Origin of the sequence: Pseudomonas sp. KB_12 (genome assembly GCF_052114545.1) — a bacterium.
Taxonomy (GTDB): Bacteria; Pseudomonadota; Gammaproteobacteria; order Pseudomonadales; family Pseudomonadaceae; genus Aquipseudomonas; species Aquipseudomonas brassicacearum.
On record NZ_JBFREY010000034.1, the window covers coordinates 1 to 17,943 of the forward strand.

At 62.0% G+C, this 17,943-nt stretch carries 12 protein-coding genes; 3 read left to right on the forward strand and 9 right to left on the reverse strand.

What is annotated here, in order from left to right:
* Positions 1-201: 201 nt before the first annotated feature.
* The 4 genes from ligD to AB4Z20_RS22865 are packed head-to-tail and all read right to left on the reverse strand — an operon-like array spanning position 202 to position 6,352.
* Positions 202-2,811: a DNA ligase D gene (ligD, locus tag AB4Z20_RS22850; RefSeq protein WP_442090650.1), complete on the reverse strand. Its 2,610-nt coding sequence runs from the start codon at positions 2,809-2,811 to the stop codon at positions 202-204.
* Positions 2,808-3,971: a carboxylate-amine ligase gene (locus AB4Z20_RS22855; protein WP_442090651.1), complete on the reverse strand. Its 1,164-nt coding sequence runs from the start codon at positions 3,969-3,971 to the stop codon at positions 2,808-2,810. Before AB4Z20_RS22855 ends, ligD begins: the two co-directional genes overlap by 4 nt.
* A complete protein-coding gene (locus AB4Z20_RS22860; protein WP_258691189.1) occupies positions 3,943-4,956 on the reverse strand; it encodes a class I SAM-dependent methyltransferase in 1,014 nt (337 codons plus the stop codon). Before AB4Z20_RS22860 ends, AB4Z20_RS22855 begins: the two co-directional genes overlap by 29 nt.
* A gap of 10 nt (positions 4,957-4,966) precedes the next feature.
* On the reverse strand, positions 4,967-6,352 hold the full coding sequence (locus AB4Z20_RS22865; protein WP_258691188.1) for an iron-containing redox enzyme family protein: 1,386 nt from the start codon (positions 6,350-6,352) through the stop codon (positions 4,967-4,969).
* Between the two features lie 324 nt (positions 6,353-6,676).
* Here AB4Z20_RS22865 and AB4Z20_RS22870 point away from each other — a divergent pair, with 324 nt between their 5' ends.
* Positions 6,677-8,014, forward strand: coding sequence for a cation:proton antiporter (locus tag AB4Z20_RS22870; protein WP_253474722.1), 1,338 nt, complete (start codon positions 6,677-6,679; stop codon positions 8,012-8,014).
* 12 nt (positions 8,015-8,026) lie between these two features.
* Here the strand turns inward: AB4Z20_RS22870 and AB4Z20_RS22875 are convergent, their stop codons facing one another.
* The gene (locus tag AB4Z20_RS22875; protein ID WP_003201795.1) at positions 8,027-8,563 is read right to left on the reverse strand and encodes a hypothetical protein; all 537 of its coding nucleotides are present in this window, start codon (positions 8,561-8,563) and stop codon (positions 8,027-8,029) included.
* Between the two features lie 153 nt (positions 8,564-8,716).
* Between AB4Z20_RS22875 and AB4Z20_RS22880 the strand changes: the two genes are divergently transcribed.
* Positions 8,717-8,947 (forward strand): hypothetical protein, encoded by a 231-nt coding sequence (locus tag AB4Z20_RS22880; protein ID WP_003201793.1) that lies wholly within the window; start codon positions 8,717-8,719, stop codon positions 8,945-8,947.
* 153 nt (positions 8,948-9,100) lie between these two features.
* Here AB4Z20_RS22880 and AB4Z20_RS22885 read toward each other — a convergent pair whose 3' ends face one another.
* The 3 genes from AB4Z20_RS22885 to AB4Z20_RS22895 all read right to left on the reverse strand — a co-directional run bounded on the left by AB4Z20_RS22885 (position 9,101) and on the right by AB4Z20_RS22895 (position 15,276).
* On the reverse strand, positions 9,101-11,029 hold the full coding sequence (locus tag AB4Z20_RS22885; protein WP_253474716.1) for a hybrid sensor histidine kinase/response regulator: 1,929 nt from the start codon (positions 11,027-11,029) through the stop codon (positions 9,101-9,103).
* 150 nt (positions 11,030-11,179) lie between these two features.
* A complete protein-coding gene (locus AB4Z20_RS22890; protein WP_442090652.1) occupies positions 11,180-13,510 on the reverse strand; it encodes an ATP-dependent DNA helicase in 2,331 nt (776 codons plus the stop codon).
* Positions 13,507-15,276, reverse strand: a complete 1,770-nt coding sequence (locus AB4Z20_RS22895; RefSeq protein WP_442090653.1) for a VRR-NUC domain-containing protein — start codon at positions 15,274-15,276, stop codon at positions 13,507-13,509. Before AB4Z20_RS22895 ends, AB4Z20_RS22890 begins: the two co-directional genes overlap by 4 nt.
* Positions 15,277-15,496: 220 nt before the next feature.
* On the opposite strand from AB4Z20_RS22895, the gene AB4Z20_RS22900 reads away from it, so the two are divergent.
* On the forward strand, positions 15,497-15,721 hold the full coding sequence (locus AB4Z20_RS22900; protein WP_258691183.1) for a YgdI/YgdR family lipoprotein: 225 nt from the start codon (positions 15,497-15,499) through the stop codon (positions 15,719-15,721).
* Between the two features lie 340 nt (positions 15,722-16,061).
* On the opposite strand, the gene AB4Z20_RS22905 is transcribed toward AB4Z20_RS22900, so the two are convergent.
* Positions 16,062-17,915, reverse strand: coding sequence for a polyurethane esterase (locus AB4Z20_RS22905; protein WP_442090654.1), 1,854 nt, complete (start codon positions 17,913-17,915; stop codon positions 16,062-16,064).
* Positions 17,916-17,943: the final 28 nt, after the last annotated feature.

Sequence of the window (17,943 nt, forward strand, 5' to 3'; positions counted from 1 at the left end):
TGGGTGGGCCATGGATGGCCCTTCGCGGCGGCCCACGGAGCAATGCCGGAGTGAGGGCACACCGAGCCTAGGCGAGGTGCCGAGTGGTGGGGCAAAGCGCTTTTGGTTACTTTTGGCGCTCTTCCAAAAGTGACCCGCCGTAAGGGCGGAACCATAAGCCGCCGTGACCGCAGCAATGGATATTCACCCCCCCAAAACACCTCAAGTCTTCCTCATACCAATACGCCTCCGCATCTCAGCCGTAATACTCTGCCGAGTTCGCTTAAGCCCAGCCCAAGGCTCATGCCCCACTTGCGCCAAACGCTCATGAACGTTATGCACATTCCACAAATTCGCCCCCTTGAGCTCAGCCACCTCCTCACGAAAAATAGGCACCGAAACCGGCAACCCTTCCCGGGTCCGAGCCGCGTAGGCACAAATGGTGGTAGCGCCTAACCCATTGCGCAGGTAATCGATAAAAATCCGCCCCACACGGTTCTTCGGCCCCGACACCGCCGAAAAACGGTCCGGCAGCAGCTTGGCCATGTGACTGACAATCGCATGGCTGAACCCCTTGACCTCATCCCAACCCAGCTTGCGCGTCAGCGGCACCACCACATGGATGCCCTTGCCACCGCTGGTCTTGAGAAATGCCTTGAGCCCCAGCTCATCGAGTACCGATAAGGTGAGCTGCGTCGCCTCGACCATGCTTTTCCAGGGCAGCGCCGGATCCGGGTCAAGGTCGAGGACGAAGCGGTCAGGCTTGTCCAGGTCGACGGAGGTGGCATTCCAGGTGTGCAGCTCCACCGTGCTCATCTGCACCGCGCCGATCAGCGCCTCGGCGTTGTTGATGATCATCACCGGCTGCCCGGTCAGCGCCTTGTCCAGACTGGTAATGCCGGGAATCGCCAGGCGCTCGGCGTTCTTCTGGAAGAACAGTTCCCCGGCGATGCCATCCGGCGCCCTGACCAAGGCCACCGGGCGATCCGCCAGTTCCGGCAGGATGAATTCGGCCACGCTGGCGTAGTACTCGGCCAGTTGCAGCTTGGTGGTGCCGCTGCTGGCGTCAATGACCCGCTCCGGATGGGTGATGCGGACCTTGCCGTCCAAGGCCGGTGCCTTGGCCTTGCTCTTGGTTTTGGCCGGTGTCGCGCCAGGCTCATCCTTGGCTTTGGTTTTTTTTGCCGCAGCGTTTTTTTTCACGGGCTTGGCCAGCTCCTGGGTGATGTCCTTGGCCGGCTTGTCGTTGCGCAAGCCATGGAAGACCGCATGGCGCACCGAGCCGTCCTTGGTCATTTCGGCAAAGGCCACTTCGGCCAACAGCGTCGGTTCGAGCCAGTGCACGCCCTTGGCTTCGTAACCGGTGGGCGGATTCACCACGGCGGCCTTTTTCGTCTCCAAGGGCAGCAGTTGCTGGTAGATGCTTTTAAGGGTGGTTTCGTTGAATCCGGTGCCGACCTTGCCGGCGTAGCGTAACTGGCCGCTGTCGGCATCATGCAGCCCCAGCAGCAAGGCACCGAAGGCGCTGCGAGCGCCCTTGGGATCGCTGAAGCCCACCACCACGAACTCCTGGCGATTCTTGCACTTGAGCTTGATCCAGTCATTGCTGCGCCTGGACACATAGGCACTGCCGATGCGCTTGCCGATCAACCCTTCCATCTGCATCTGGCAGGCGCTGTCGAGCAGCGCTTCGGGGGTTTGCTCGAAAGCATCGGAAAACCGCAGCAAGGGGCTTTCATTGGGCTCCAGCACTGCAGCCAATGCCGCCCGGCGTTCTTGCACCGGCACTTTGCGCAAATCCATGCCGTTGAGGTAAGGCATGTCGAACAGGTAATAGGCGATCTTGCCGCTGCTGCCGGCCTCGAAGGCATTTTGCAAGGCCTGGAAGTCCGGCACGCCCTGGTCGTTGGCAACCACCATCTCGCCGTCGAGCCAGGCCGATTCCAAGCCCAGTGCAGCCAAGGCTTCGGCCTGCCTAGGCAATTTGTGGGTCCAATCATGGCCGTTGCGAGTCAGCAGCCTTACGTCGCCGTTTTCGATGCGTGCCATGACCCGGTAACCGTCGAACTTGATCTCATAGAGCCATTCGCCGTCGGGCGCGATTTCCACCAGCGTTGCCAGTTCCGGCTTGAGGGTTTCCGGCAACGGCCCGGCGACCACGCCACTGAGGGTGGTTTTCGAGGGGCGTTTCGGCGATTTCGGCTGGACGGCTTTTTCCGGTTGTTTCACCGCTTTGGCTGCGGCGGCCTTGCCGCGACGCTTGGGCACGAGGGTGCGATCGCTGAGCACGCTGTCCGGTTCGGCCTGGACCACGTCATATTCGCTCTCAGGCCGGGCGGCCTGGTCCTGATGCTTGATCAGGAACCACTGCTCCTGCTTGCCGGGCATGTGGGTGCGCACCAGGTTCCACAGGCCGCTGAGTTTTTCGCCTTGCAGCTCGAACTTGAGCCGGCCTTTTTCATAGGCCTCATGGGGATCATCCTGGGGAATCCAGACGCCCCGGTCCCAGACGATAACGTCACCGGCGCCATAATGGCCCTCGGGAATGTTGCCTTCGAACGTGGCGTAATCCAGCGGATGGTCTTCGACATGCACCGCCAGGCGCTTGGCTTTCGGGTCCAGGGAGGGGCCTTTGGGCACCGCCCAGCTCTTGAGTGCGCCGTCCAGCTCCAGCCGAAAATCGTAATGCAGCCGCGAGGCGTCGTGTTTTTGAATGCAGAACTGCAAGGCATGGGCAGTCTTCGCCGATTTGCGCGAGCGCTTCGCCGCCGGCTCCGGGGTGGCGGCGAAGTCACGCATGCGGTTGTAGTCATCCAGGGTCTTGCTACTCATGGCCCACCTGCCACCTGTAGCAACGCCGGATCGGCGACCGGCAGCCCGGCGGTTTCCGCGAGCAATTGATCGACCACGCGGCTCAAGGCCTGTTCGACGGAATCGCCCAGCAGCAGCCCCTGTTCAAAGAGGACGATTTGCCGGTCGGCGCTGGTGCCTTCCTGCACCATGCGGCGCACCTGCTTGAATACGTCCTGGACACCCAGCTCTGCTGCGGTCTCACCGAAGGTTTGCTCGGCCAGGGTCAACCATTCACCGATCAGCATCGGCTGCTCCTGCCCCTCGACGATAAACTCCGCAAGAATCCCGTGACGCTTGGCCCGCCAGCGGTTTTCCTTGAGGACCCACTGGGACATCTGGCTGTAGTGGGCACCAGGCTGGCGCTGCGCCACGGCATGGGCCACCATCAGGCGAAACAGCGAGACCAGACAGAGGACGTCGTCGACCCGCGGACAGGCATCACAAATGCGCAGTTCCAGCGTGGGATAACGTGAGGACGGCCGTATCACCCACCAGCAATCGCTGGGCTGGCGAATGGACCCGGTGCGCATGAGCATGTCGACGTAGCTGGCGAACGTCGACTCGTCTTCGAAATACTCCGGCACGCCCATGCGCGGCCATTCATCGCAGGCCACTTGTCGATAGCTGCTGAAGCCACTGTAGCCACCGTTCCAGAACGGCGATGAAGCGCTCAAGGCCAGGAACATCGGCAACCAGGGCAGGATCTCATTCATGACCCGCACCCGATCCTGGGTGGCCGGAACTTCCACATGGACATGCAGGCCCGACAGCACGCTGCGCCGCGCCACCCTCTGGTAATCATCGAACAGTTGCTGGAAATGCAGCTCGTCGGTCGGCTGCAGCACTTGGGTCGTCATCGGGTGTGAACCGGCGCTGAGCAGACCCAGGCCATACGGTGCCAGCCGCTGGTTCAAGCCCGTACGCACCTGGCTCAGGTAGTCGGCAGCCTCTGGCAGGCTGCGAAAGATGGGCGATGCCATCTCGACCTGGCACAGGAACATTTCATGCGCGAAATGCTTGCCCAGCTCGGCCTGGCACGCAGCGACAGCCTCTGCGGGTGGCTCACCCGGCATGCAACGGGTTTGCAGATCGGTGATGAAGTACTCCTCTTCAATGCCGAATTTCATGCGCCTGTTCATCGATAATCCCTCCGATAACCCCGCCGATACCTGCGCCAATGCGGGTTACAACCAACGCCACCACGGCGATCCTTTCCACGTCCTGATAACCCGGCGTCAGCAATTCCTCACCAAACACGTCCGGGTCCAATTCCTTGTAGGTCCAGCCGAAATCCGCCGAGTCACGCCATTGGCCCAGCGCCTCCAGGAACGGGTCGCGCCCATCCACCATCGCTACGCCGGTGTAGAGCACCAGCGAGCCGCCCGGTGTGAGACGGGGCAAAGCCTGTTCGACGATGCGCAACGACAGCCCGGCGCCCAGTGCGCCGCCGCCATGGCGATAGGCGCGTTCGGATGGATCAGCCATGTACGGCGGGTTGGCGACGATCAGGTCGAAGTTGCCTGGCACGTCCTGCAGCACGTCGCTGCGAGCGACCTCGACATTGCCCACCTCGGCCAGCGCAGCGTTCACAGCGCTCAGGCGCAAGGCTTGTGGGTTGATGTCCACCGCCAGCACTTGCGCTTCACGCCGGGCGCGGGCAATCACGATCGCACCGACGCCGGCGCCACAACCGATGTCCACGGCGCGATGCACCGCCGTGAAGTTCTGTTGCAGATGAGTATGGATCAGTTGGGCGAAGCGGTAGCTGTCAGGGCCGAAAAACACCGCATCGGTGGTCTGCGTGGGAAACTGCGAATGAGCGAACAGCAAGCCATCCAGGCTCGACCAGCGCACCCGGCTGCGCAGCAGGCCGTCGCGCTCTTCCAGCACTTGGGCTTCTTGCAGTTGCCGCTGTTCATCGGCGCTGATCAGTCCCGGCGCAAACGGCCGCGACCAGCCGAACACGTCCCGCAAGGTCTTGGCGCGTTCATTGCCGGGCCGCTGGTTGACCCGCTCGTGGGTCAACGGCGTCGGGGTAATGAAACGGTAGCCGTCGGCTTGCAGGCGCCGGCCCAGTTGCAACAGCGCAAGGTCCGTCTCGGACAGGCGTTCTTCCTCATTCATGCAGGGCTCCCTAGCGAAGTGCGGATTTGAGTTCGATGAAGCGGCGAGTCGCCAACAGCCCCGCCGGATGGCTATGACGCCGAGCACAGAGCCACGGCATCAGAACCTGCATCTGTTCGTTGGGCGCCCGGCCTTGCAGTGCCTGTTGCAGACTTTGCACATCGGGATCATCCATCGGCGTCGCGGGCGCGCACGCCGCAACCGGGGCACGCCGGACGCCGGACTTCGTGCCCTCGTCCAGCCAGTCACCGGCAATCCAGTCGTGCAGCAGCTGTTTTTCGTAGGGGCTGAACACCCCGAACATGGCCGCCCCTGCGCCGTCGATCAGCGTCCAGAAACGGCTGTTTTGCGGGTCTTCATGGCGCTTGATCCAGCCTTTGTTCTGCATGGCCGCCAGGAATCCTTCCAACTGGCCCGGCGCTGAGAGCCACTGGTTGACGGTCTTGCCTTCGAACTTGCAGTAATCGGAATGCATGTGCTGGCCGAACGGTCGCTTGCGTTCGAGCATGTCCAGCACTTCGCGATCCAGGTCGAAGGTGCCGATGATGGCCCGGCTGCCCTGCCCCAGGTCATTGAGGCGATAGCCCAACGTGACCCGCTGCCAGAAGGCCTCACGGTCGGCTTCCATCGGCATCAATTGCAGCAGCGCTTGCACGGCCTTGTGGGCGTGGCCGGTACTGGCATTGTCGATGGTGACGTGGAGGGTGAAATAGTACGGATCGATGTCCAGCTCGCTCAGCTCATAGGCGCTGATCAACAGATGCAGGGGCAATTGCTCATAGCCCAGGTTGTAGCCGATGACCTCTGGCAGGTATTCGTCGCCGGCGTAACCCAAGGCCAGTTGCACGGCGCCTTGCAGATAAAGGTCGTCGTCGATGTCCGGGGCATCCGACAGGTCGTGTTCGGCGAGCAATTTGCGATAGAGCACCACGTGGTTTTGCGCGGGATGACCGTCCCCCAGCTCTTCCAGGTAGGTGCATAGCAACCCTTCGAAACGGTGATCGTGCCAGTGCTTGACCACGCCATACAGCCAGGCGCCGTCCACCCGTTTGGTCGGCGCCACCGCCTGCAGGAAGTACAGGGCGTGGGCCTTGCCGCTGAAGAACTCCCGCGCGCCGCCCTTTTTGCGCCGCTCCAGGTAGTCAGCGTATTGCCGGGCCACTCCGGCGCTGTGCTGCTCGACCCAGGCCGGCAGCGCCATGGGGTCATCGGGCATCTCCTGGGGAAGCGCCGCGGCCTTTGCGATGCATTCCTGGAGGAACGCTTGGGCGACGGCTTGCTTGTCAGCGTCGTCGGGGCCCTGGAACAGTTGTTCATAGCATTGGCGCACGTGTCCGTTATGGGTGACAGCCTGGACGGTTGCCGGCCGGGATTGAAGGGGTGTCAGCGCAGTCATAAGGGCCTCTTGGGTTCTCGGCGGACGCTGAATCAGAACGTCTCTTCTGTTGCAGAGCGCTGGCAACGGCGAAAAATTCCGTTGGGTTGAAAGGCAGGCGGATAAACGGGTTGTCCGTTCACGAGGGGAACCCTCGTTTCGTTCCAGCCCTCGAATATTGAGAACCGCCCAGCTGTTGAATGTGACAAAAACGCTGTTGTGGCGAGGGAGCTTGCTCCCGCTGGGTCGCGAAGCGGCCCCAATGCCGCGAGCGCTTCGCACTCGAGCGGGAGCAAGCTCCCTCGCCACGGGGTTAGTCGGCACCCGGTTATCCAAGGAGCAACGATGACTTTCACAGTATGGGTAGCGGTGCTTGGTGCGGTGTTGCTGACCCTGGCCTTGACCTCCTCCTATCTGCGCTGGATGCCGGTCACCACCTCGGCGATGTGCCTGGTGCTGGGCGTCGTCATCGGGCCGATGGGATTGGACGTGCTGAAGCTGGACATCAGCGACTCGTCGGTCTGGATGGAGCACCTCACGGAGGTCGCGGTGGTGTTTTCGTTGTTCGTCAGCGGCCTCAAGTTGCGTTTGCCCCTCAAGAACCGTACCTGGCGTGTCGCCTTTGGGCTGGCCGGGCCGGTGATGATCCTGTGCATCGCCGGCCTGTGCCTGGCATTGCATTATCTGTTCGGCCTCAGTTGGGGCGTGTCGATGCTGATCGGCGCGATGCTGGCACCTACCGATCCGGTGCTGGCGGCGCTGGTGCAGGTCAACGATGCGCGGGATGACGACCGGGTACGTTTCGGCCTGTCGGGCGAAGCGGGACTGAACGACGGGACGGCGTTTCCTTTTGTGATCCTCGGCCTGTTGATGCTGCGCGACGACGGCAGCGGTTTTCTCGGTGAATGGTTGTTGCGTAACGTCCTCTGGGCGGTGCCGGCCGGTTTGCTGGTCGGCTACTGGATGGGCCGCGGCATTGGCAAGCTGACCTTGTCGATGCGCATCAAGAATGCCGACAGCACGCTGTCGCCCAATGACTACCTGGCCCTGGCGCTGATTGCCCTGGCCTACGTCGTGGCCGAGTGGATCCAGGGCTACGGCTTTCTCTCAGTGTTCGCCGCCGGCCTGGGGCTGCGCCAGGCCGAGGTCAAGTCCACCGACGAAGCGGCGCCGCCGGCAGAACACCTGGTGCAACCGGTGGTGGGCCACGAAACCGTCGATCCCCAGCAGGCTGTCCTCGGTGACACCGAGTCGCTGGACGATGGTCAATTGGCCGCAGGGGTCATGATGAGCGACATGCTCGCATTCGGCAGCCTGGTGGAGCGATCGATGGAAGTGTTCCTGGTCACCCTGCTTGGGGTCGTGCTGGCCAACCACTGGGACTGGCGGGCCTTGGCGATCGGTGCCCTGCTGTTTGCCGTCATCCGCCCGTTGAGTGTGCTGGCGTTACCCTGGGGGCGACTGCTCGACGGACCGCAACGGCTGCTGATCGGCTGGTTTGGCATCCGCGGGATCGGCAGCCTGTTTTATCTGTTTTTCGCCTTGAACCATGACCTGCAGCCGGAGGTGGCGCAACTTTGCATCAACCTCACCCTGTCGGTGGTGGCGTTGAGCATTCTGGCCCATGGCGTCACGACCCAACCGACCCTGGCATGGTATGAGCGCCGCAAGCATACGGGCTGAGGCGAGTGTGGCTCAACCGCCAGGATCGCCCATCTGGATATAGACCGAATACACCCCCAGCAATACCCAGAAGGTGGCGAAGATCCATGGCGTACGCACCGAGAACAGCAGCGACTTGCGGTAGCCTTTGTGCGTCGACTCCCGCTCGCTGAACAGCGGTGATTCGTCGTAGGCCAGGCCCATCAAGGGTTCGGCGCGCAATAACTCGCTCTGTTTGAAATGCCAATGATCGATGATTTCGTAGGCCGCCTTGATGCCCGGCCAGGCATTGAGCGAGCTCAGGAACCCCAGCAAGGCCAGGAATGGCGGCACGATCAGCGTGAACAACTTGCCCCACTCCGGGTTCAGGTTGGCCATGCACGAGGCAAAGGCGATCACCAGGAAAGATTGGGCGGCCAGGTAAGCATCGGTTCGGTTGGCCAGGATGCTGGTTTCGTACTGGATCTCCCGGCGATAGAAATCCAGTCGTTCCTTGGGTGAACCGAACAGTTTGGCGTTGTGTTCCGTCAGTTCTTCTTCCGGGGTTGGCCCGGTGAGTATTCTGGGCATTGCGCAGGCTGAGCCTCGGTGATGATTCGGACTCATTAGAAGAACCCGGCAAACGGCAAGTTCAAGCCAATGGACCGCAGGTGCATCCAACGTCCGAGGAAACGCTCCCCAACCGCCAGGGTCTCTAGTTCGTAAGGGCAAGAGGACGCTTGTGTGGATTATCTTGGATGGGTGCAATGGCCAGCGATGCTCGTCACGGTGCTGGCCGCCTGGTTGATCGGCTCCCGCCAACCGCGACGCCGGGTGGCGGGATTCAGTTGTTTTATTGCCAGCAATATTCTGTGGGTGATCTGGGGGCTTCATACCCACGCGTATGCATTGATCGTGTTGCAGTTTTGCCTGTGTGCGATGAATTTGCGTGGGTTCAAGAAAAATACCGAATAAGCCCCGGCTCTTGTGCTGTAGGAGTTGCCGAAGGCTGCGATCTTTTGATCTTTCGCTTGGGACTCAAGTGTCTGGGGAAAGATCGCAGCCTCGTTGCCCTCGACAGCTCCTACACAGCTCCCTTGCCACAGGAGGCGGACGTTGCATTGCTGACTATTTCATCGTCTGCCCAATGATCTGCACCAGGTCAATCTGCTTGAACGGCTTGATCAACCGAGGCAATTGCGTGGCGAAGCCTTCCAGGCGTTCGGCATAACCGGTGGCCAGGATGATGGGCAGGTTCGGTTGGCGGTCGCGCAACAGCTTCGCCAACTGCGCACCGTCCATCTGCGGCATGGCCATGTCGGTGATTACCAAGTCGATGTCTGGGTTGCGCTCATACAGCTCCAGTGCCTGGGCGCCCGATGGCGCGCAAAGGACCCGGTGCCCGAGGTCCTCGATCAACAGGCGCGTGCTGGTCAGCACCAGGCTGTCATCATCGACCACCAGCACTTTCAGCTCATCGACTGGCTGCGTTGCTTCCTGGATCGACGCTTTGCCCGGTGCCGGGTTGTTCGCCACCGGTAGCCACAACTGCGCGGTGGTACCGACACCTTTCTGGCTCCTGAGCGTCAGGCGTCCCCCCAGCTGCTCCGCCAGGCCATGCACCATGGACAACCCCAGGCCCGTGCCCTTGCCGACACCCTTGGTGGTGAAGAACGGGTCCACGGCCGAGGCCAGCGTGGCTTCATCCATGCCCTCGCCTTCATCGGTAATCGCCAGGCAAATGTAGCGCCCAGGGACCATCGGCTTGTCCGGGGCCGCATCACACCCTTGCCGCTCATCGGCGGTAATCATGAGCTGGCCGCCATGGGGCATGGCGTCCCGGGCGTTGGTCGCCAGGTTGAGAATCGCCAGTTCCAGTTGGTTGACATCGGCCAGCACCGGCGACAGCGCCTCGGCGAAACGGGTCTGGATGTGTATCGACGGGCCCAGGGAGCTTTGCAGCAGGCCGCTGATACCCTGCACCAAAGCCGACAGCTCGACCGACTCGTAGGTCAGTTTTTGCCGACGGGCAAACGCCAGCATGCGCTGGGTCAGCGAAACCCCGCGCAGCGCGCCCTGGGTCGCGTTGTCCAGCAATTGAGTGAGTTTCGGCTCGTTGGGCATGCGCTTGCGCACGATCTCCAGGTTGCCAAGGATGACCGTCAACAGGTTGTTGAAATCATGGGCGATGCCGCCGGTGAGCTGGCCGATGGCTTGCAGTTTCTGGGATTGGAACAGCGCCTCGCGGGCCTGCTCGAGGGCCTGCTGGGCCTGGGTGGCATCGGTAATGTCGCGGGTGATCTTGGCAAAGCCCAACAGCATGCCGGTGTCGCTGCGGATCGCATCGATGACCACGTGGGCCATGAAGCGCGTGCCATCCTTGCGCATGCGCCAACCTTTCTTCTCGAAGCGCCCTTCGCTGGCGGCGATGCTCAACGCGCGCTGTGGTTCGCCGGCATCGCGATCCTCGGGGGTGTAGAACATCGAGAAATGCCGGCCGATAGCCTCGGCCGGAAGATAACCCTTGATCCGCTGCGCCCCCAGGTTCCAGTTGGTGACCTGGCCTTGCGGGTCGAGCATGTAGATGGCGTAATCGGTGACGCTTTGCACCAGCAGGCGGAACTGCTGCTCGCTTTGCTTGAGGGTTTCCTCGGCCATCTTGCGATCGGTCAGGTCGCGGGTGATCTTGGCGAAACCAAGCAAGGTGCCGCTCTGGCTGTCGATGATCGGATCGATCACCACATGGGACCAGAACAGCGTGCCGTCCTTGCGCACCCGCCAGCCCTCGCCTTCAAAGCGCCCCTCATGCACGGCCGTGTCCAGCGCCCGTTGCGGCAGGCCGGCAGCGCGGTCCTGATCGGTGTAGAAACGGGAGAAATGCTGGCCCAGGATCTCGGATTCCTCGTAGCCCTTGAAGCGCCTGGCGCCAGAGTTCCAGCTGGTGATGATGCCCGAGGGGTCGGTCATGTAGATGGCGTAGTCGACCACAGCGTCGATGAGCAGGCGAAAGCGCTGTTCCTCGTTCATGAGTGGGGTCTTGGGGGCGTTCTCAAGCATCTGGCCGGGGCATCCGTGTGGACTTTTTTCGGAGTATGGAACAAGTCTGGTGCCAGGAAAAATTATTCCCAGGCTATTCACAAACCCCAGCCCTGATGGATTCCCCTGTGGGAGCGAGCTTGCTGGCGATGGTGGTGTTTCAGCCAGCCTTCATGTCACTGGCAGGCCGCTATCGCGAGCAAGCTCGCTCCCACAGGTGGCGGGGTGTGCTTCCTGAGTGACAGACCACCACTGCGGCAATAAGTGCTGCACCCGGGCCTCGCCAAACCGGTCATCGATCAGCATCACCACCCCGCGATCCTGCTGGGTGCGGATCACGCGACCGGCCGCCTGCACGACTTTTTGCAGGCCGGGATACAGGTACGTGTAGTCGTAGCCATCGCCGAAGATCGCGGCCATGCGCTGTTTTATCTGCTCATTGACCGGGTTGAACTGCGCCAGCCCCAAGGTGGCGATGAACGCGCCGATCAGGCGTGAACCCGGCAAATCGATGCCCTCGCCGAACGCGCCACCCAGCACCGCAAAGCCAATGCCCTGGCTGTGCTCCATGAACCGCTCGAGAAACGCCTGCCGGGGGGCTTCGCCCATGCCGCGCGATTGCGTCCAGAGCGCAATTTGCGGGTACCGCTCGGCAAACAGTCCAGCCACTTGCTGCAAGTAATCGAAGCTGCTGAAAAAAGCCAGGTAGTTGCCTGGGCGCTCGTTGAACTGGCGGGCCATCAACGCGGCAATGGGCTCCAGGGACGCCTGGCGATGGGCAAAACGGGTGGAAATGCGGCTGACAACCTGCACGTCCAGTTGTTCGGCCTTGAACGGCGATTCCACGTCGATCCATACCGTGTCGCCCGGCGTCCCCAACAAGTCTGCGTAGTAATGCCGAGGGCTCAAGGTCGCCGAGAACAGCACGGTGCTGCGCGCGGCGGTCAGCCTGGGCCGCAGGAACGCGGCCGGCACCACGTTGCGCAGGCACAGCGTAGACAGGCTGCGCTGGCGGCCAAGTTCGCGCTTGTGGATGTCGAACAAAAAGTGCTCGTCGAAGGTTTCCGCCACCCGGCCAAACTGCAACGCCTCGAAGTAGAACGTCTGCAATCCGCTGTCCAGGCCCTGGGGATGATCGTTGAGGTAATCGCCGATAGCCGTCGTGCAGGTGGCCAGGGCCTGGAGCAGTTTTTCCGGCAGTTTTTCATAGGCCTGATAGGCCGCCACCTGGGGCGCATGCAAGGCATTCCACTGGCGATTGACCCTGTCCAGGGATTTCTTCAGCGGTTCGGGGGCGGTTTTGCGCACGCTGGTCAGCGTGGCCTGGTCGAGGGTCGCGCTGTACATCTGCCGCCCGCGCTCCACCAGGTTATGGGCTTCATCCACCAAGGTCGCGACAGTCCAGCCGTTGGCCTGGGCCAGGCCGAAGAGCAATGCGCTGAAGTCGAAGTAATAGTTGTAGTCGGCCACCACCACGTCGGCCCAGCGGGCCATTTCCTGGCTGAGGTAATACGGGCAGACCTCATGGGCCAGGGCAATCTCGCGCAACGCCGCCTGGTCGAGCAAGGTGACCTGGCTCGCCGCTGCCCGGGCGCCCGGCAAGCGGTCGTAAAAACCCCGGGCCAGTGGGCAGGATTCGCCATGGCAGGCTTTGTCCGGGTGTTCGCAAGCCTTGTCCCGGGCGATCATTTCCAGCACCCGCAATGGCATTGACGACTCGCCGTGAGTGATCACGCGCGCCGCATCCAGGGCCAGCTTGCGCCCCGGGGTTTTCGCCGTGAGGAAGTACACCTTATCCAGTTGCTGCGGCGCCAGGGCCTTGAGCAGCGGAAACAGCGTGCCAACGGTCTTGCCGATGCCTGTGGGCGCCTGGGCCATCAGGCAGCGGCCGGTACTGACGGCCTTGAACACCGATTCAGCCAGGTGCCGTTGCCCCGGCCTGAAACCCGCATGGGGAAATACCAGCGATTGCGCGCCGAGATTGCGCGCCTGTCGATGGGCCATTTCCTGTTCGGCCCAGGCCAGGAACAACGCGCATTGCGCTTCGAAGAAGGCTTGCAGCTGTGTCGACTCGAAACGTTGGGTGATGCAGGTTTCCTTTTCGCTGACGATGTCGAAATACACCAGGGCCACGTCGATGTGCGGCAACTGCAGTTTCTGGCACATCAGCCAGCCATAGATTTTCGCCTGGGCCCAATGCAGTTGGCGATGATTGGCCGGTTGTTTGCTCAGGTCGCCGCGGTAGGTTTTCACTTCCTCAAGGCACTGGCGGGCCGGGTCGTAGCCATCGGCCCGGCCTTTGACTGTCAGTGTCTGGTAATGACCTTCGAGGGCCACTTCAGCCTGATAACCCTCGCTGCGCCGCGAGGCCACGGTGCGATGGCCGGCGATGCCTTCCAGGGCCGTGGGCGTGGGCGTGAAGCGCAGGTCGAGATCACCCACCTTGGCGGTGAACTCGCACATCGCCCGCACGGCGATGCTGTAGCTGGGTGCAGGGGTCATGCGGCCCCATCGCGAGCAAGCTCGCTCCCACAGGTGATCTGTGGTGACTCATCCCCGAGTTCACTGCCACAGGTGGGCTGTGGTGGTTCGTCCACTGTGGGAGCGAGCTCGCTCGCGATGGCTGACTCTGCCCATTGCACATAACAAACGGCAACGGGCATCTGGTGTTCATGACAGAACTCCAGCCAGCGTAGCTGATTGTCTTGCAGCCGATCGCCAGGGCCTTTGACTTCGATCATGCGGTAGGTCTTGTGCTGCGGCCAGAACTGGATCAGGTCCGGCATGCCGGCGCGATTGGCCTTGATGTCCAGCAGCAGACGGTCAAACCAGTGCTTGAGATGCGCGGCCGGCAGGCAATCGAGGGCTTGCTCCAGCAAGGGCTCGGACAGCGCGCCCCAGAATACGAAAGGCGACTGCACGCCCCACTTTTCGGCGTAGCGACGGCCGATGGTCTGCCGATAGCGGCCATCGTCCAACTCTGCCAGGCAGGCCGCAAACAGCTCGGCGCGACGGGCATGGAAATCTTCGTTGAGCAGGTCCACCGGCCCCCGCTGGAACGGGTGAAAAAACGCGCCCGGCAATGGCGCGAAGATCGCCGGCCAGCACAGCAGGCCGAACAGCGAATTGATCAGGCTGTTCTCGACGTAATGCACTGGCGCGCTGTCGTCGTGCAGGTGGGCCTGGACGTGGTACTCCACGGACAAGGTCGGATCGACGCGCGGCAGGTGCAGCTCCAGGCGTTCCACTTCCCGGGCCATGGCCCGTGGCACTGGCGGGCCGCCCAACTTGCGCCGCAGGCGGGGCACGATCCGCAGCAAGGCCTGGGTTTCGGCGGCACTTTGCGGTGCGAGGGCCGCCGCCTCGCCCAGTTCAAGGGCCAGGGCGTATTCGCCGATGCGCTCCAGCACCCGGATCATCCGCAACCGCGCGCCCGGGTAGGTGCAATCGCGATAGATGCCCAAGGCCAAGGCGAAGTCGCCGATGCGCTCGCCGTGCTGGCCAATCTGGAACAACAACTTGCCCCGGCGCCGCTCCAGCCACGGATTGTCCAGGGACAGTTCGTTGACCTGGGCGACGATCTCTTCCAGGGGGTCGCCAGCTTCGAAGCGCTGCAGGCAGTCGTGCAGGAACAGGCAGGCATCGACGTCCTCGCGGCTGCGCAAGCCTCGTGACTCGGCGCTGAACTCGACGGTTTCGTAGGTGAAGATGCCCAGGTCCGCGAGGACGAATTCCGACCAGTCCTGGTAAAGGTTGCCGAAAAACATCAACCGCAGCCGGTCACACAGACTCATGATCGTCAGGCTGTACAGCCGGTCGTCCAACTGCGGGCACCAGGCACCGAACGGCTGGGGCTGGTTGAGGCGTTCGTCCAAGGCCTGGAGCCATTCGGTCTTTTTCGCCTTGGGGTGTTCGATCAGGTGGCCCAGGCACAGGAGGATTTCCGGCTTGAGCAGCACCTCGAACAGCTCGACGAGCCCGATGGGGACCTGTTCCTCGACCCAACCCAGCGCCAACAGTGGCGCGACGGCGGCGCCGATGTCGCCAATTTCAGGGTAATGCAGCTTGCTATGGCGAAACCGTAGCCCCTTGCGCATCACCATCCGCACCAGCAAGCCCTGGGCGCCACGCGGCAGCGCGGCGAAGTGCTCGATGAAGCGCTGCTCGTCGGTGCTGAGCACATCGGCATAACGCTGCGTCAACCAAGCGAGCACTTGCTGGAAGTTGTTCAGGTAGTAAAACGGGTCGTCGAGGGAACGGACTGCCACAGAAAGAACGCCAAGGATATCGGGTACTGGTTATGCATACAGATAGCAGCTGTAAACCAGCCAGGCAACAGCAAAAGATGAACGGTCTCCTATATTTAAGGTGAAATCCTTCAGCCAGCGATGAACTTTCCTACGGCAAGCGAGACCAATGGCGGTTAGCTAATGTGATGGCGCGGTCGAATCAGCTGCTCCGTGTCCTTTTGATTGAGAGGTTATGGTTATGAACATCAGGTTTCTGGGCCTGCCCATGGTCGCCGTGGCATTTCTGGCTCTGGCTGGCTGCGCGTCGCAAACCGTGGTGACTTTGCAGAACGGTACCCAGTATTTGACCAAGGATACCCCCAACACTCGCACCGTCGACGGTTTCTACGAGTTCGAGGATATTTCCGGCAGGAAAGTCCGGGTCCGCGCCGATGATGTGGCAACCATTCGCAAGGAAGACTGATTAACCCGTGACTGGCCTGCTGCACCGCCATCGCGAGCARGCTCGCTCCCACAGAGGCTCGGTGGTGAATACAAACACTGCATACACCCCAAATCCACTGTGTGCGAGCTTGCTCGCGATAGCGGTGAGTCAGTCACAGAGCGGCTGGATGTGCCGGCCCAATCGCGAGCAGGCCACTGTGGGAGCGAGCTTGCTCGCGATAGCGGTGAGTCAGTCACAGCTAGGCTGGATGTGCCGGCTCAATCGCGAGCAAGCTCGCTCCCACAAGTCCGGTGGTGAATACAAATACTGCATACACCCGAGTTCCACTGTAGGAGCGAGCCTGCTCGCGATGGCGATATCAGGCGAACACGATCCCTTCGCCCCCCACCTGACCCAGACCAACGCCCACCAGGGTCACGGAACTGTCGCCGACCTTGAGCAGCGTGTCATTGCCCACTTGTGACAGGTACTGGCTGTAGTCATGACCTGCCCCGGCGCCCGGCACGCCGAGGAACACCAGCTTGTCCCCCGCGTCGTAGCCGCTGATCCGGTCCTGGCCGAAAGTGCCGTTGAAGAGGAAGGTGTCACTGCCGCCCCCCGCTTGCATCTGGTCATTGCCCGCACCACCGACGAAGGTGTCGTTACCCGCGCCGCCCACCAGCACATCGTTGCCGTCCTGCCCGAACAGCCAGTCCCCCTTTGCTCCCGCTACCAGCGTGTCGTTGGCCGCGCTGCCCTTGATCGAAGAGGCATACGCCGTCAGGTTGGCGCCGGCCTCCAGGCCATTGGCGGTGACGCTGTGGCTCACCTCATCCTTGAGCAGCCCCCAGAACAATCCGGACTCCTTACTGACCAGCGTGCCAATGTCGCGAGTGATGCTGATCGCGCCATGGGCGTCGCGCATATACAGCGTCCCGGCCCCGTCATGGGCAAAACTGAAATCCTTCACCGACTGCTGCAGTTGCAGGCTGTTGCTGCCCTGCCCGCCCACGATCACGTTGTAGCCACCGCCATCGCGAAAAGTGTCATTGCCGGCGCGGCCTTCCAGGTAGTCGTTGCCCTGTCCGCCCTGGATCAGGTCATTGCTATCGCTGCCGATGATGAACGTGCTGCCGGTGTGGGTTTCAGCATTGCGGTTGAGGTCCTGCACCCAGGTATTGGCGCGCGCGGGGTCCGACAGGTTGGCGACGACGATGCTGGAGTCTTTTTCGGTGAGGTCGTAGAACACCGAGCCCATGATCCGGCCCATGCCATCGCCGTAGCCGGTAGGCAGGTGGGAAATCCAGGTGGGGATGTTGAGAATGGAAAACGGCAACACGTTCCATGCCGTCGAAGCGTAGTGGTCGTTGAAGCTGACGATGTTGTTGGTGGCCGATTCCTGCTGCCCATCGTGCACACCCACCGACGCGAGGTTGAACGTCGAGCCGTCCAGGGCGCGGAACACCGGATCGTTCTCGTAACCGATGTTCAAGACCTTGTCGGTACTGCTCTGGGTTGGCGAGGCGTAGGCGATGTAGTTGGCATCGGCGTAGAACCCCGACCATTGGCTGGTGCTCAAGTCCGCCAGGCTGTTGACCGCCAACCCGCCCAGGCTGTGGCCGCTGACCAGCACGTCGCTGCCCGTCAGGCCATGGGCCTGGGCAAACTTCGCGACGTCCCCGAGCAGGTTGCCAAAGGCTTCGCCGACGTAGTTTTTCGCATAGTCCTTGGGCCCCAGCGCGGCCATCAGGTCGTTGATCACGTCACCGATGGAATCGCCAATCAGGTTTTCCCGAGGGCCGCTGGTGCCGCGAAACGACACGCCGATTTCCTGCAAGTGACCCTCGGCGTCGTACTTGCCGAGGATCTCTACCTGCGCGGTGGTGTAGCCGGCCTTTTCACCGAAAAACGTCCCGCGGCCATCCACCTTGCCGGCGTAACCCAGCTGCGCGGCGCTGATGGGCGTCCAGCCGGCCTTCTGTACCGCCTCCAGGGCCAGTTTTTCCGAGTCGGGGTTCCACGGCACGCCGGGAATCACCCCTTGGGAATCGGTGCCACCCAGCAGCGCGGTGACCAGGGTCGCCGGCAGCCCGGCACCGAAGCCGTTGTGCTGGTAACCGGTGGCAAAGCCGTTGTCGAGGTTGTGGTAGGAATACAGCATGATCGCCATTGCGTCGCTGACCAGAGCCTTGGATTCGGCAGTGCCGAGGTTCTTGTAGTCGTAGATACCCATGGTTGTTGCTCTCTTTTTGTTGTTGGAA